At 62.7% G+C, this 15,455-nt stretch carries 12 protein-coding genes and 1 tRNA gene; 12 read left to right on the top strand and 1 reads right to left on the bottom strand.

What is annotated here, in order from left to right:
- From J1C48_RS15425 to amaB, 11 genes are all read left to right on the top strand, one after another.
- Positions 1-97: IS3 family transposase (locus tag J1C48_RS15425; protein WP_207258440.1), on the top strand; the 97-nt coding region annotated here is incomplete at its 5' end.
- Between the two features lie 136 nt (positions 98-233).
- The gene (locus J1C48_RS15420; RefSeq protein ID WP_207258881.1) at positions 234-1,514 is read left to right on the top strand and encodes an NAD(P)/FAD-dependent oxidoreductase; all 1,281 of its coding nucleotides are present in this window, start codon (positions 234-236) and stop codon (positions 1,512-1,514) included.
- A gap of 203 nt (positions 1,515-1,717) precedes the next feature.
- Positions 1,718-3,751 (top strand): oxidoreductase, encoded by a 2,034-nt coding sequence (locus J1C48_RS15415; RefSeq protein ID WP_207258880.1) that lies wholly within the window; start codon positions 1,718-1,720, stop codon positions 3,749-3,751.
- 68 nt (positions 3,752-3,819) lie between these two features.
- Positions 3,820-4,566: an amino acid ABC transporter ATP-binding protein gene (locus tag J1C48_RS15410; protein WP_207258879.1), complete on the top strand. Its 747-nt coding sequence runs from the start codon at positions 3,820-3,822 to the stop codon at positions 4,564-4,566.
- Positions 4,566-5,207, top strand: a complete 642-nt coding sequence (locus J1C48_RS15405) for an amino acid ABC transporter permease (protein ID WP_231081823.1) — start codon at positions 4,566-4,568, stop codon at positions 5,205-5,207. The genes J1C48_RS15410 and J1C48_RS15405 overlap by 1 nt, the downstream gene beginning before the upstream one ends.
- Entirely contained in the window at positions 5,204-5,866 is a 663-nt protein-coding gene (locus J1C48_RS15400) for an amino acid ABC transporter permease (protein WP_207258877.1), read from the top strand. Before J1C48_RS15405 ends, J1C48_RS15400 begins: the two co-directional genes overlap by 4 nt.
- Before the next feature lie 226 nt (positions 5,867-6,092).
- On the top strand, positions 6,093-6,923 hold the full coding sequence (locus J1C48_RS15395; protein WP_207258876.1) for a substrate-binding periplasmic protein: 831 nt from the start codon (positions 6,093-6,095) through the stop codon (positions 6,921-6,923).
- Between the two features lie 79 nt (positions 6,924-7,002).
- Entirely contained in the window at positions 7,003-7,737 is a 735-nt protein-coding gene (locus J1C48_RS15390; protein WP_207258875.1) for an aspartate/glutamate racemase family protein, read from the top strand.
- Positions 7,738-7,819: 82 nt separating this feature from the next.
- A complete protein-coding gene (locus tag J1C48_RS15385; RefSeq protein ID WP_210345422.1) occupies positions 7,820-8,728 on the top strand; it encodes a LysR family transcriptional regulator in 909 nt (302 codons plus the stop codon).
- 200 nt (positions 8,729-8,928) lie between these two features.
- Positions 8,929-10,314, top strand: coding sequence for a 2-oxoadipate dioxygenase/decarboxylase HglS (gene hglS / locus J1C48_RS15380; protein WP_207258874.1), 1,386 nt, complete (start codon positions 8,929-8,931; stop codon positions 10,312-10,314).
- A 138-nt stretch (positions 10,315-10,452) separates the two neighbouring features.
- On the top strand, positions 10,453-11,937 hold the full coding sequence (amaB, locus tag J1C48_RS15375; protein ID WP_231081827.1) for an L-piperidine-6-carboxylate dehydrogenase: 1,485 nt from the start codon (positions 10,453-10,455) through the stop codon (positions 11,935-11,937).
- Between the two features lie 241 nt (positions 11,938-12,178).
- On the opposite strand, the gene J1C48_RS15370 is transcribed toward amaB, so the two are convergent.
- Positions 12,179-12,252, bottom strand: a tRNA-Gln gene (locus J1C48_RS15370).
- A gap of 275 nt (positions 12,253-12,527) precedes the next feature.
- On the opposite strand from J1C48_RS15370, the gene J1C48_RS15365 reads away from it, so the two are divergent.
- Positions 12,528-15,428 carry a leucine-rich repeat domain-containing protein gene (locus tag J1C48_RS15365; protein WP_207258872.1) on the top strand — a complete coding sequence of 967 codons (2,901 nt, stop codon included), beginning with the start codon at positions 12,528-12,530 and terminating at the stop codon, positions 15,426-15,428.
- The last annotated feature ends 27 nt before the right edge of the window (positions 15,429-15,455 follow it).

Genomic DNA, 15,455 nt, shown 5'->3' with positions numbered 1-15,455 from the left:
CGATTACATCGAGCGCTTCTACAATCCCCAGCGACGGCACTCGACATTGGGCTATATGAGCCCCGTCGAGTTCGAGGAGAAAGCTATGTTAGCTTAACTGCGTGTCCGAAAAACCGGCAGCAGGCCAGAAATCATATCCTGAGCCGCAACACTCGGCCTTGCGCTCCCGTCGAAGAAGGCACGGCGGGCGCTCGGTCCCGTCGGGGCCGCTGTCCAGCTTTTCGAGAGTCGCTATGCTGAACGACCCGACGTCTCACGGTCTGTGGGAGCGCACGGCGCCCGCGGCCCCGATCACAACGATGCTCCGAGAGCAGCGCGAGGCCGACGTCGTCGTCGTCGGTGCCGGCTACACCGGGCTATCGGCGGCGCTTCATCTCGCCGGCCGGGGATTGAGCGTCGTCGTCCTGGAGGCGGCCGAAATCGGATATGGCGGCTCGGGCAGAAATGTTGGCCTGGTGAATGCCGGGCTCTGGATGATGCCCGAAGATCTTCCCGCGATCCTCGGTCCGACTTACGGCAACCGGCTCTTGGGCCTGCTCGGCGACGCGCCGCGGCAGGTTTTCGAGCTCATCGAACACTACAAAATCGATTGCGAACCGGTGAAAAACGGCACGCTTCACTGCGGGATCGGCGGAAAGGGGGCGAAGAACCTAGCGGAGCGCGCCCGCCAGTGGCAAGCCCTGGGCGCCCCGGTCGAGCTCCTCGACGCTGCAGAGACGGCCAGGAAGACCGGCTCGCCGGTTTATTCCGCCGGTCTCATCGATCACCGGGCCGGGACGATCCAACCCCTCGGATATGCCCGTGGGCTGGCCGCGGCAGCCCTTAAGGCCGGCGCCGAAATCTACACGTCCAGTCCAGTCACAGGCAGCCGGAGAGAGGGGCGGAATTGGTCCGTGTCGACGCCGCATGGAGCGGTGTCGGCAGCTTGGGTGCTGGTGGCAACGAACGCCTATACGGTCGCCCCGTGGTCCACCATCCGCGAGGAGATCGTCCATCTTCCCTACTTCAACATCGCGACAAAACCGCTCTCCTCCAATCTCGCCCACTCTGTGCTTCCCGAACGCCAGGGCTGCTGGGACACCAAGGACGTCCTCACCTCGGTTCGTTTCGATCGCCATGACCGCCTCATCCTGGGAAGCGTCGGCGCCTTGCGAGGGGCCGGAACGGTGATCCACAGGCGCTGGGCGCGGCGAACCTTGAGACACCTCTTTCCGCAGCTCGCCGCGGTGGAATTCGAGGCCGAATGGTACGGCACGATCGGCATGACCGCCGATGCGGTGCCGAAACTTCACAAGTACGGCGAGCGCGTCTTGTCGGTCAGCGGCTATAATGGCCGGGGGATCGGCCCAGGAACGGTCTTCGGCAAGGCCATCGCACGCCATATCGCCGGAGAAATCGGCGAGGAGGAACTCCCCCTTCCCGTCACCGAGCCGTCCGCCGTGAAATTTCGGTTCGCCCGCCAAAGCTTCTACGAGATCGGCAGCCAGATCGCTCACTTTTTCTCGCGGATCTGAGCTTCAACCCCGGCCATCCGGCGCCTTCGTGCTGACCGAAGGCGCGTGTCGGACAGTGGACGAGAAACGATAAAATACGGCCAGTCATTCCCGCTTGGCATGACCTCGTGAACTAAAGTCGGTTTCCAACCATCGTTCAATGTCCATTATGAAGGCAGTTCTTGGCTTCGCTCAACCAATAGCCATTCCGGGAGGTTCAGATCATGTCAGAGCCGTTGCGCCGGCGCTATCCGCTGGCCTCAGCCCCGATCGCACTGCGAAATCAGCAGCTGCGCAGCCGGGTCTACCTCCCCGCCCATCAGCCGGGCCTGGCGGAGGACGGCCTGCCGGGCGAGCGCTACATCGATTATCATCGTCAGCGTGCCCGGGCCGGACTTGGCATGCAAATCACCGGTGCTACACCGGTCTTGTGGTCCGAAGTCTGGGCGGATGGCTTGACCCTCGTCAATGTCGACGATCGCATCATTCCCGGTTATCGGAACCTGGCAAAAGCCGTTCATGACGAGGGCGGCCTCATGCTGGCCCAACTCGCCCATGTGGGCGCGATGGAAACGACGGGCGATGCGATCGTTTCGGCGTCCTGGGAACGCTCCGAACTCACCTTCCAGATGTCGCGTGAGGCCACGGCGGACGAACTCGAGACGATTGCGGGGCTTTACGAGGCGGCCGCGGCGCGCTGCCGAGAGGGCCATCTCGACGGCGTCGAGGTCACGATGGCGCACGGCATGCTTCTTGCGAGCTTTCTGTCGCCGGCGATGAACCGCCGGACGGACGAATTCGGTGGCGACCTGGAGGGCAGAACACTGTTCCCGCGCCGAATTCTGGCGGGCGTTCGAACGGCCATGGGGCCGGATGCGATCATCGGTATCCGCCTGCCAGGCGACGAGATGGTCGAAGACGGCATCGACGCCGCAGAAGCCGCGCGGATCGCAAAACGCCTCGCCGACACCGGGCAAGTCGACTATGTCAGCGTCACCGCCGGCAACAATACTCGCACGCTCGCCCGCATCGACCACTGGGCGCCCACCCCGGCTCCCTACGGCTCCTTCCGACACCTCGCCCGCGCGGTCAAAGACGCCGTCGACATTCCGGTCGCGACGGTCGGACGCGTCACGACGCTCGCTCTCGCCGAGGAGATTCTGGTTTCCGGCGACGCGGACCTCGTCGGTATGGTGCGCGCCAATATTGCGGATCCGAGACTTCTTTCGAAAGGGTTCGAAGGAAGCCGGGCTGCGACCCGCCCCTGCGTCGGCGCCAATGTCTGCATCAACTCCTTGCTCGACCACAAGAGTTTGACCTGTATGGTCAATCCAGAGCTTGGCCGTCGGCCGGACGAGATCGACCGCCCGATCGGGGCAGCGCGGTCGGCTTTGGTGGTGGGTGGCGGACCAGCCGGTCTTGAAGCGGCTCGCCGCCTCTCCCTCAGAGGTTTCGAGGTCAAGCTGATGGAGGCGAGAAATCAGCTCGGAGGCCAGCTGGAGCAGTGGTCAAAAACGCCCTCTCGGATGGAATTTCGCAAGATGATCGGCTGGTGGGAAGACGAACTTGACCGCCTCGACGTCGATGTGGTCACCGGTGTCGAAGCCAGCATGGAGCGCGTTCTCAGCCTTGACCCGGCCGTGGTTTTCTTGGCGACGGGTTCGACTCCCCTGAGCGACGAAAAGGCCGCCGGCAGGGTTGCGTCCTACGCCCCCTACGACGCCCCCCTAGAGGGAGGGCATGTCCTCGTTCGCGACGAGATCGGGCGTCTCGCTGCGATGCTGACGGCCGAAAGATTATCGACCGGCTGGAAGAAGGTCACCCTGGTGACCTCGACGCTGCATCCTGGTCAGGGCGAAGGCATCACCACGGCATTCTCTCTATTGCGCGAGATGGGACGGCGCGGGATCGAGATTATCGACCGGGCCCGACTGGTGCGAATGGAAGACCGGCGAGCCGTTCTCGAAGGCGTCTTCGACGAGGTTCGCAAGCCGGTCGAGAACGTCGACGCCATCGTTTCTCTGCTGGGCGCGCGCAGCCATACACCCCTCTTTTCGGAGCTCAAGGCGGCCAGGCTCGACGTCCGCACGATCGGCGATGCACGGCTTCCACGGGATGTCACCGCAGCCGTTCGCGACGCTGCTGAAACGGTCTGGGCGCTCCAGCCCAGCAATGACGGTGTCGGCGGCTGGCAGCGTGCCACAGGCGATGCCCGACGGGCTTCGGTCCGGTCCGAGGCGATCAAAGGGGCGGCTTGAGGGAGGCTTCACTTGCAGCAATTTTCGCCGTCCCAAGGCTCCTGCCCGCACTGGAAGGGGAGCCCGTCATGACCGACATTCGTGTGGACAGCGTGTCGAAGCGCTACGGCAAGCATGTCGTTCTGGATGACATCAATTTCCGCATCAAAAGCGGTGAGGTCGTCGCGATCATCGGCCCGAGCGGCTCGGGAAAGTCGACGCTGCTGCGATGCATCAACTATCTAGAGCCTCCCAACAGCGGCATCATCGCCGTCGGCGATCTTCAAATGGATTGCGAGGCCCGGCCGGCCAACACCGATCTCGACAGGCTGCGCCGAACGGTGGGAATGGTGTTCCAATCCTTCAATCTGTTTCCTCATCTGACTGTTCTGCGCAATGTCAGTCTCGCCCAGGAGCGGGTCTTGAAGCGGCCTCGCAAAGAGGCCGACGAACGCTCGATGGAACTCCTCCGCAGAGTGGGGCTCGCCGACAAGTCCGAACAGTATCCGTCGCGTTGCTCCGGTGGCCAGCAGCAGCGTATCGCGATAGCCCGGGCGCTGGCGCTCGATCCGAAGGCGATGCTGTTCGACGAGCCGACCTCCGCGCTCGATCCAGAACTCGGCCTCGAAGTTTTGACCGTCATGCGCGAGCTCGCCGAAACCGGTATGACGATGATCGTCGTGACACACGAGATGCGGTTCGCCGAGAACGTCTCGGACCGTGTCATCGTCATGGCGGACGGGCGGATCATCGAACATGGCGAAAGCGCCGCCATCATGCGTTCACCCCAGACCGCGCGCACCCAGCAGTTTCTTCACGCAGTGCGAGACCGGTGATGGCGGGAAACTTCTGGTCCATCCTCGCTGGGGTTCCCTTGACGATCGCTTTGACCTTTCTGGCCTTCGCCGTCGGTGCGATCTTCGGGTTTCCGATTTGGATGATGCGAATGGCGAAGACCAGGCCGGTCCGTTTGACAGCCACCGGCTTCATCCTGGCATTTCGTTCGATCCCCCCGATCGTCTGGCTCTTTCTGATCTTCTTCGGCGTCGGATCGGGCGATATCAGCCTTAGTCCGTTCATTTCGGCCGTCATTGGAATGGGGCTCATCACCGCTGCGAACATGGCGGAAATCTATCGGGGAGCTTATGCCGGCCTCGACATCGGCCAGACGGAAGCGGCAACCGCCCTCGGCATTCGCACATATCATCGCTTCCGCGATGTCATTGTCCCACAGATGCTCCGTACTGCTTTGCCGAGTGCCGTTACGTTCGCCATCGGCCTTCTGAAGGATACGTCGATCGCTTCGCTGATCGGGGTCCAGGAAGTTGCATTTCAGGTCAATGCGCTGGCGCAGAGAACCTTTACCGGCTTCGACATCTACGTCATCGCCGCTCTGATTTACGTCGCAATCAGCCTTCCTTTCGCGGTGATCGCGCGCTGGGCGGATCTGACGCTCCGGCTGAGGGTAGCGCGATGATAGACACCTTGTCATTCTGGCGCGAATGGCTGCCATTGCTTCTCGAGGGGCTTAAGGTCAGCGTCGAGGTCGCATTCGCCAGTATTCCGATCGGAATTTTTCTCGGGCTGGTCTTCGCGCTCGGCATCCAGTCAAAATCGAAACCGCTGCAAGCCCTGACCGTCTTCGTCGTCGAGCTCGGGCGGGGAACGCCCGTCCTCATCCTGCTCCAGTTTGCCTATTTCGGACTGCCGTCCGCCGGTCTCGCCCTATCGTCCTATGCCGCGGCCGTCGCCGCTCTTGCGGCAAGTACCGGAGCCTATACGAGCGAAATCATTCGCGCCGGTCTCGAGGCGGTGCCGTATGGACAGAAAGAGGCGGCGATCGCGATCGGGCTCTCGCGCCGCGATCAACTTCGCGACATCATTCTCCCGCAGGGACTGCGCATCGCGGTGCCGCCACTTCTGGGATTTTCCATCCTGGTGTTCCAGGGCACGTCGCTCGGCTTCGCCATCGCGTTGCCAGAACTCATCAGCAGAGCCTATTTCGTTGGCTCAAATACGTTTCACTACATGCCCATCTTCGTCCTGGCCGGACTGCTATTTGCCGCGATCTGCGTGCCGGCCACCTTGCTCGTTTCTCGCCTGGAGAAACGATTGAGCCGCTACACCGCGTCCTAGTGGATTGAATTTGACATTTGAATTCCAGTTGGAGTCGTCCGTTGAATCAAATGTCAAATTCGAAAAATCCACGATGGTTACAACCTTAGCTTGTGGTCATTTCGATTCCGACGGTTGCTGAACAGTCCCCACAACACGGGACCAAATGTCGGAATTGGAACACTAGCGCGGCCGGCGCCTCAAACTGAAATGTATGTCCAACCCTGACAACTATTCGGAAAAGCAAATGACCAACACGACCATCTCAGTATTACCCCTGGTTGTCGCCGCAGGGCTTTTCGCCGGCTCGGCTTCCGCGCAGGATTGCAAGCCATCAGGCCAGTATCAGACCGTGGAACCTGGCAAGCTGACTGTCGCCGCCACGACCTATGCGCCGTTCTCGTATCTTGGTTCCGACGGAACATTGCAGGGCGTCGATGGGGATATCGTCAATGCCATCGCGAAACGCGAATGCCTCAAGGTCTACCCGATCGCAACGGAACCAAGTGCCGCGATCCAGTACATCCTGACGGGGCGTGCCGACGTCTCGACGGGTGACTGGTACCGGACGGTTCAACGCGCCCAGGTCGTCAACCTATCCGATCCCCTCTACACTGATGAGATGGGCATCTACTCTAAAGAGGGCTATTCCTCCGTCGACGATTTCAAGGACAAATCCGTAGGAACCGTTCAAGGCTATCTGTGGGTGGCCGATCTTCAGAAGCTTCTCGGCGCCGATCTCAAGCTGTACCCGAACTCCTCGGCGCTTTCGCGCGATCTCCAGGCGGGCCGGATCGATGTCGGTGTCGACGGCTATGCGAGTGGTCGTTATGCCCAGGCGAAGGGCGGCTTCCAAGGCCTGCAGATCAAGGTCGCCAAGCCCGACAAGCGTGTCGACGCGACCCGGCGGGCAGCGCAGGCCGGCCTGCCGATCAGCAAAAGCAACGCGGGATTGACCAAAGCGATCGACCGGGACATCGCGGCTTTCCACAAGGATGGGACGATCAAATCGATCCTGACGGCCAACCAACTCGATCCCTCAGCGGCCGATGTCGGCAAGCCCCGGCTCGTCGAGTAGCCTTGTCTCAGGAGACGGGCCGCAGAAGCGGCGGCCCGGATCATCCTCCGTCCCCAAGCCCCCGCTCCGGATCAATGCAATGACCGTGTATTCGGTAAAACGACCGACCCAGTCCTGGTACGGCGAAGCGATCGGCATTCTCATCCTGGACGCCAGCTATCCTTGCGTACCGGGCAACGTCGGCAATGCGACAACCTACGCCTACCCTGTCCGGTACCAGGAGGTGCGAGGCGCATCGATCGATCGTCTCCTCCACAAGCGCGATCCGGGTCTGTGCGAGGCCTTCATCGAAGCCGCTCTCGAACTGCAGCGCCGTGGCGTCAAGGCGATCACCGGGGCTTGCGGCTTCATGGCGTTCTTTCAGGAGGAGGTGGCGGCGGCGGTCGACGTGCCGGTGCTTTTGTCAAGCCTGATGCAGATCCCGTTCATCCACGCCATGACCGGGCAGCCGGTCGGCATCATCACCGCCAATTCCGACTGTCTGACACCCAAACACCTGTCGTCCTGCCGAATCGATCTTAGCATTCCGACGGTGGTGGCGGGCATGCAGGGGCAAACGGAATTTCGGGAGGCCATTCTCGAAGAGAAGGGCACGCTCGATTCGGCGGCAATCGAAGCCGAAGTTGTCGAGGTGGCCTCACGCCTCGTCTCCGACCATCCCGACCTCGGCTCCATCCTTCTGGAATGCAGCGACCTGCCTCCCTATGCGTCCGCCGTGCAGGCCGCGACGCAACGTCCGGTCTTCGATTTCGTGACGATGATCGACTACGTCCATGCTGCGGTCAGACGCCGGCCGTTCAGTGGTTTCATGTGATGGTTCGCGCGACGGCCCATTTCGCGACAGCGAACGCAGTGAATCGTTGCCTTTCCTGAAAATGTCGGGCCAGATAATCCGGATGAAGACTCCCCGTCGCTTCCTGCCTTCCATCGGTCTTCTTAGCGCGTTCGAGGCGGCAGCACGGACGGGAAGCTTCACGGCTGCATCTGTGGAACTCGATCTGACCCAAAGCGCCGTCAGTCGGCAGATCAGGTCACTGGAAGAACAGCTGGGGGTCGAACTGTTCCTTCGCGAACGGCAAACCGTGCGGCTCACCGCCGCGGGGGAAGCCTATGCTGTCGATATCCGCGAAGCGCTCCGCAGAATCTCCACGGCATCACTGAATTTGCGTGCGAACCCTTTGGGCGGCACCCTAAACCTTGCCATCCTTCCGACATTCGGCACACGGTGGCTTTCGCCGCGTCTTCCCGACTTTCTGCAACGCAACCGGGGCATCACGCTGAATCTGATGACCCGATTGACGGAATTCGACTTCCACAAGGATCCCGTCGATGCCGCGATCCATTTCGGCTCGCCTCAGTGGCCCGGCACCGACAGTCTCATGCTGATGACGGAGGACGTGATTCCGGCGGCGAGCCCCGAACTGCTCGCTCGCTATCCCGCCATCCGTCACCCGAGCGATATCCTGGAAATGCCGCTTCTCCATATCGCCTCCCGGCCGGATGCATGGGAGCAATGGTTTGCGGCCAATGCAGTCGTTCCCGATCGTTTGACCGGAATGTTGTTCGATCAGTTCGCGACGATCGCTCAGGCCGCCATGTCCGGTCTCGGCGTCGCGCTCCTGCCGACATTCCTCATCGAGCGCGAGATCAAGATGGGCGACCTCGTCCCGCTTCTCGACAGGCCCATGCGCTCGCGGGAAAATTATTACCTGATCTGGCCGAGAGAACGGGCGAACTATCCGCCCCTCGTGGCATTTCGCAACTGGCTCGCCGCTCTGGCTGCATTAAGCCCAAAGGACGAATGAAATTCCCCGCCTCTCCCTCGCCTTCGGACTGTCAACCGGCGGAGAGAGCTTGCGCGATCGCAGCGGCGGAATTTTCGCCACCCCCCCAATCCGATATGCTGTTTTGGAATGGAGTCAGACGGATCCATCGTTGGCGCAGGACAAGGTGGACAACATAGCATCTCAGCCTCTGACAGACGCGAAATTTGGGAGTTTCGACCTTGAGCTCGACACCCATCAGCTCGAACCACATCCGATCCCGCTTCTCCCGCGCCATGTCGGCAATGTATCGCCATGAAGTTCCGGCCTACGGCTCGCTCCTCGACCTCGTGCGAGAGGTGAACGAGGCAACGCTGGCCGGGGACGACGTCGAGAAGCAGCGCCTCGCCGCCCTGGGCGAGCTCGATCGCATCAGCGAGGAACGGCATGGCGCCATCCGTCTCGGCACGGCGCACGAACTGTCGACCATGCGCCGGCTCTTCGCCGTGATGGGCATGGATCCTGTCGGATACTACGACCTCTCCGTCGCCGGTGTTCCGGTCCACTCCACCGCGTTTCGCCCCGTCGACGAGGAAGCGCTGCGCGCCAATCCCTTTCGCGTCTTCACATCGCTCTTGCGGCTCGACCTGATCGACGACCCCATGCTTCGCAGCGAAGCGGCGCGAGTGCTGGCCGAAAGACGCATTTTCACCGATGGCTGCCTCGCCCTCATCGAGAGGGCCGAGACCGAGGGCGGTCTTGACGAGGCCGATGCGTCCGCCTTCGTCGCCGAGGCGCTGGAGACCTTCCGCTGGCACCCAGACGCCAATGTCGATCATGACTTGTACAAGTGCCTGCACGATGCGCACCGGCTTGTCGCCGACGTCGTCGCGTTCAAGGGGCCGCACATCAACCATCTGACGCCCCGCACCCTCGATATCGACGCCGTCCAGCGCTTGATGCCCGCATGGGGCATCAAGCCAAAGGCGGTCATCGAGGGACCCCCGACCCGGCGGGTGCCGATCCTGCTGCGACAGACCTCATTCAAGGCGCTGGAGGAGCCGGTGACCTATTCCAACGGCGAGACGACGGTCGCGGGAAGCCATACGGCGCGCTTCGGCGAGATTGAGCAGCGCGGCCTGGCCGTGACGCCGAAGGGGCAGGCTCTTTACGACCGCTTGCTGAACGAGACCCGGGCCATCGTTCGCCCCGCCGCCGACGGCTCGAACGCTGACGAATACATGGCGACGCTGGCCAAGACCTTCGAAGCCTTCCCGGACGATCTCGGAGAGATCCGCCGCCAGGGGCTTGGTTACTTCCGCTACAGCGTCGCCGACAAGCCGGCCTCGCCAATTGCGCCCTCCGCCGGGACGGAGGATCTGATCGCGGCGGGGGTGCTGCGGGCCGACCCGATCGTCTACGAGGATTTTCTGCCGGTCTCGGCGGCGGGCATCTTTCAGTCGAACCTCGGCGACGAGGCGGCCCAGGCCTTCGCCGCCAACCCGAACCGCGAACGCTTCGAGGCCGATCTCGGCACGCCGGTGATCGATCTCCAACGGTGCTATGCCGAAACCGAGGCCGCCTCGCTCGCCCGCGCCCGGGCCGACCTCGCGCAAGAGACCGTTTGAGCCTTGACCGCCGCATCATCGCGATGCGCATGGTCGAAACCCCGGGGCTTTTGCGATCGTCGTCCGACCGCTTTGACTGTGATCAGAAGGGAACCTTGCATGCCGGCCAAACCGCTCGACGCCGTCACTGCCGAAACCATGAAGAATTGTGGGGTCACCACTTCGTTGAACGTCGAGGGCGGCATGGCCGTCGTCTCGCCCGTCAGCGGCGAAACGGTCGCGACCTTGAAGGTGCACACCGCCGCCGAGGCTGAAGCTGCGATTGCCAAATCGAGCGCGGCTTTCCGCACATGGCGGATGGTTCCCGCCCCGCGTCGCGGCGAGCTGGTGCGTCTGTTCGCCGAAGAACTGCGCAAGTCCAAGGAGGATCTTGGGCGCATGGTCTCGATCGAGGCCGGGAAGTCACCCTCCGAGGGCCTCGGCGAAGTCCAGGAGATGATCGACATCTGCGACTTTTCGGTCGGACTGTCGCGTCAGCTCTATGGCCTCACCATCGCCACCGAGCGTCCCGGCCACCGGATGATGGAAACCTGGCATCCGCTCGGCGTCGTCGGCATCATCACCGCCTTCAACTTCCCCTGTGCGCCCTGGTGCTGGAACGCGGCTCTGGCGCTGGTCTGCGGCGATCCGGTCCTTTGGAAGCCGTCGGAAAAGACACCGCTCACGGCACTCGCCTGTCAGGCGGTGCTGGACCGGGCCCTCGCCCGTTTCGGAAAGGAGGCCCCCGAGGGACTGTCGCAGGTTCTGATCGGTGGCCCGGCCGTCGGAGAGGCGATGGTCGACAGCGAGACGGTCGCGCTCATTTCGGCCACCGGCTCGACCCGCATGGGGCGAATCGTCGGCCCGAAGGTCGCCGCCCGTTTCGGCAAGTGCATCCTGGAACTTGGCGGCAACAATGCCGGCATCGTCTGCCCCTCGGCCGATATGGACATGGCACTGCGCGCGATCGCCTTCGGCGCCATGGGCACCGCCGGTCAGCGCTGCACCACCATGCGCCGTCTGTTCGTTCACGAGAGCGTCTACGACCAGATCGTTCCGGCTCTGAAGAAGGCCTATGCCTCGGTGTCGGTCGGCAATCCGCTGGAGACGCCGGCGCTGGTCGGCCCGTTGATCGACAAGTCGGCCTATGAGGGCATGGTCGCGGCACTCGACGAGGCAAAGGCACTCGGCGGCACCGTTGATGGCGGTGAGCGACAAAAGATCGGTCCAGACACCGCATATTACGTCAAGCCCGCGATCGTCGAAATGCCGAAGCACGAGGGCCCGGTTCTGCGCGAAACCTTCGCGCCGATCCTCTACGTGATGACATATTCCGACTTCGACGCGGCGTTGGAGATGCACAACGCCGTCGGCGGCGGACTGTCCTCCGCGATCTTCACCACCGACCTGCGAGAGATGGAGGTCTTCCTCTCGGCCAAAGGCTCCGACTGCGGCATCGCCAACGTCAATATCGGGACGTCCGGTGCCGAGATCGGCGGGGCCTTCGGCGGCGAGAAAGAGACCGGCGGCGGCCGCGAAAGCGGCTCGGACGCCTGGCGCGCCTACATGCGCCGGGCGACCAACACCATCAACTATTCCACCGAATTGCCGCTCGCCCAGGGCGTCACCTTCGACATCGGCTGATCATGCTCGACCAAATGACGTCGACCGTCAGGCCCGCCGAGCGCATCGCGTCGCTCGGCCCCTTCCGCCAGCAGCTCGACGCGACCATAGCACCCCGCGTCAATGTCATCGGCACCAGGCGACGGGACGCGACCAGTTCGAGAGCTTCAGGTCCAAACGAGGCTCAGCAATCCGAGCATGAGCGGCGAAACGATTCTCAACAGATAAGAAGCATGCCATGAAATCATGGAAAGAGGCGGGATGGCTGGGGAACCTGGATTCGAACCAGGACTAACGGAGTCAGAGTCCGTGGGTCTACCGTTAACCTATTCCCCAACAGGCGCCGCGTTGGCGCTCTGCTTACGCCGAGCCAAATAACGGCTCATTCTGACGCAAGGCTTGCCGATCCGGTGCAGGCCCGGCGACGGGCCCTCATATAGCCGCGTCCTTGCCGGATGTGAACCCTTGCATGACGGATTTTTTGCAAGCGGCGTGTCGACCGGTAAGGCCGCCGCCGGCGGCGTGTCGGCGCCTATCGGCAACCACTCCGCTTTGCGGGCCGAGCATCGCGGCGGGACAGCGCGCCGATCGCTTGCCTGAAAAGCTGCATCATGGCAGCGTTACAATCCATGGTGCAGGTCTTTCTCTCCTATGCCCATGCCGACACGGAGCGGCTCGATGCGTTTTTGACGCGTCTCGATCCCGTGCGCCGGTCACAGGACTTTCAGATCTGGGACGATCGCGCCCTCAGGGCCGGCGAATTATGGGATCAGGCGATCCAAAAAGCGGTGCGCGATTCGGACATCTTCCTCTGCCTCGTCACCAGCCATTTTCTGGCCTCCCGCTATATCCGGGATTCGGAGCTGCCGGCGATCCTGAAAGCCCAGCAGTCGCGCCGCGCGCTGGTGATCCCGATCATCCTTGAAACCTGCTATTGGGACGACGTCTTTGCCGAGCGCCAATGCGTGCCGCTGACGCGGCGCGGGCAATTGCGGCCGATCGTCAACTGGCGGCCGCGAAACGACGGCTATCACGCGGCGAGCGTCCAGATCGCACGATCGATCACAGACTATCTCGACCGGGAGCCGCCGCCCACCGCCGCGCCCGGCCCGTCGCTGATCGCGACGCCGGAGGGTTTCGAGATCGCCGACGATGCGCCCTCGCCGGCCGAGCGCCGCGATCCGACGCAGCAGGCGCTGCTTGAGAGGCTGAAGGCAAGACTCGATCGCTTCGCCGGGCCATTGGCGCAACGCTGCGGCAATTCGCACCGGACCCTTTGCGACGAGTTCGCCATCTATCAAAGCTTTGCCGCCGCGCCGATCGACGCGCTGAATATCGGCGCATTGGTTGATGCCGGCACCGCGCTGTCGAGCCTCGTCAAGCGGCTCACCCCGCCGCTCCCCGCCGGGGTGATGAGCGAGGCGCTGGAGCCGGACATTCTCGCCGAGCTGGAAACGATCCTGACCGCACACGCCCGGCTGATCATGGGCTTTGCCGAGGGCCGCGATCTCGTTCAGCGGGTGGCGGTTTTCGCGGCTCAGATCGACAAGCCGGCCGAACGCGCGGCGGAGACGAGAAACATCCTCGCGCCGATGCGCGAGACGAAGGGGCTGCTGGCGCCCCAGGCGAAGACGCTGGTCGCGAGCCTGGAGGGATCGATCGCCGTTGCGAGCCAGCAGGGTCTGGAAGCGCTCGCCACAGGCATCCAAACCGGCGGGCGTTTCCTCGGCGATATTGCGCGAGTCATCGCTCGTGTCTGTAACAGCGCTGCAGGGCCGCTCACCGTCGTCACCATCGGCTCGGCGATGGCGGGAAATCCCAGCCTCACGGCCTATCATGCGGCCCTGACATTCCTGACGCACAGCGCGCAGCCGATCCTCGCCTTCGCCGCCAGCCAAGATGAGTTCCGCCGCCTCCTGCAGTGGACAATGGAAGAGATCGGCAAGCGGCGGCGGCCTGTGTTTGCGACAGAGGGGAGCGTTTCCGCGGCGCAGGGGGACGCCGCCGAGCAGGAGCCACCGCCCGATTTCGACATGGATGAGGTGAAGCGAATGATCCTGCGCGGCGAAGCGCCGCCGGAGCGGTGGGTGCCGTGGATTACAAGGCTCTACATGAGCTTAGAGACCGAATTGCGCGATCTGGCGCCGGTCGCGAACCTCCAGAACCTTCAGACCCTCTTCTGCTCCGGCACACAGATCACCGATCTCCAGCCCCTCGGGAACCTCCAGAGCCTTCAGACCCTCGGCTGCTACCACACGCAGATCACCGATCTCCAGCCCCTCGAGAATCTTCAGAGCCTTCAGATCCTCGTCTGCTCCGGCACGCAGATCAGCGATCTCCGGCCCCTCGAGCACCTCCAGAACCTTCGGACCCTCGACTGCTCCGGCACGCAGATCAGCGATCTCCAGCCCCTCGAGAAGCTCTGGAACCTTGGGACCCTCTTCTGCTCCGGCACACAGATCACCGATCTTCGGCCCCTCGAGCACCTCCAGAACCTGCAGACCCTCGACTGCTCTTACACGCAGATCAGCGATCTCCAGCCCCTCGGGAACCTCCAGAACCTTCGGACCCTCGGCTGCTCCGGCACGCAGATCACCGATCTCCAGCCCCTTCAGAAGCTTCAGAACCTTCAGACCCTCGACTGCTCCCGCACACAGGTCACCGATCTCCAGCCCCTCGAGAAGCTCCGGAACCTTCAGACCCTCACCTGCTACGGCACGCAGATCAACGATCTCCAGCCCCTCCGGAATCTTCAAAGCCTTCAGACCCTCGACTGCTCCGGCACACAGATCAGCGATCTCCAGCCCCTCGAGAAGCTTCAGAGCCTTCAGACCCTCGACTGCTCCCACACGCAGCTGAGAGATCTTCAGCCCGTCACAAACGTCCGCGACCTCGAGTCCTTCGACTGCTCTTTTACGCAGATCAGCGACCTCCGACCCGTCGCAAGCCTTCAGAGCCTCCAGAACCTCATGTGCTCCCGGACGCGGGTCAGTGATCTCGATCCCCTCGCAAACCTCCAAAGCCTTAAGTCACTCAACTGCTCCGCGACGCGAGTACGCGATCTCAATGCCCTTAAGAACCTTCAGAGCCTCCGCTCTCTCCGCTGCACCCGGACGCAGGTCAGCGATCTTAAACCTGTCGGAAGTCTCCAGAGCCTCCAGTCCCTCAAATGCTCCTATACCCAGGTCAGCGATCTCAGACCTATCGCTGACCTTCGACACATCCGGGACCTCGACTGCTCTTACACGCAGATCAGCAATCTCCAGCCGATTGCCGCGCTCACCAGCCTCAGGACTCTCGCCGTCGCGAACTGCAACCTGACCGCCCTGCCATCCGAATTTCCCGCCAGCCTCAAAGAACTCGTCCTGCTCGACTCGGTCTGGCCGAGGGGACGATCGCTCCCGGACGTGCCTTACCGGATCGATTTCGATGGAACCGTCCATGACCCGGACGGCAAAGCGAGTGACGTATTCAATTTCTGGTCAAGACAGGCGAGAAACCGGAAAGCCTGAAAGCCAGTCCGCGCCTCAGCGAACTTC

The organism is Jiella flava, from assembly GCF_017349315.1.
In the GTDB taxonomy this organism is placed as follows: Bacteria; Pseudomonadota; Alphaproteobacteria; order Rhizobiales; family Rhizobiaceae; genus Jiella; species Jiella flava.
Note: the sequence above shows the minus strand (reverse complement) of the source record. Positions and strands in the feature narration are given on the sequence as shown.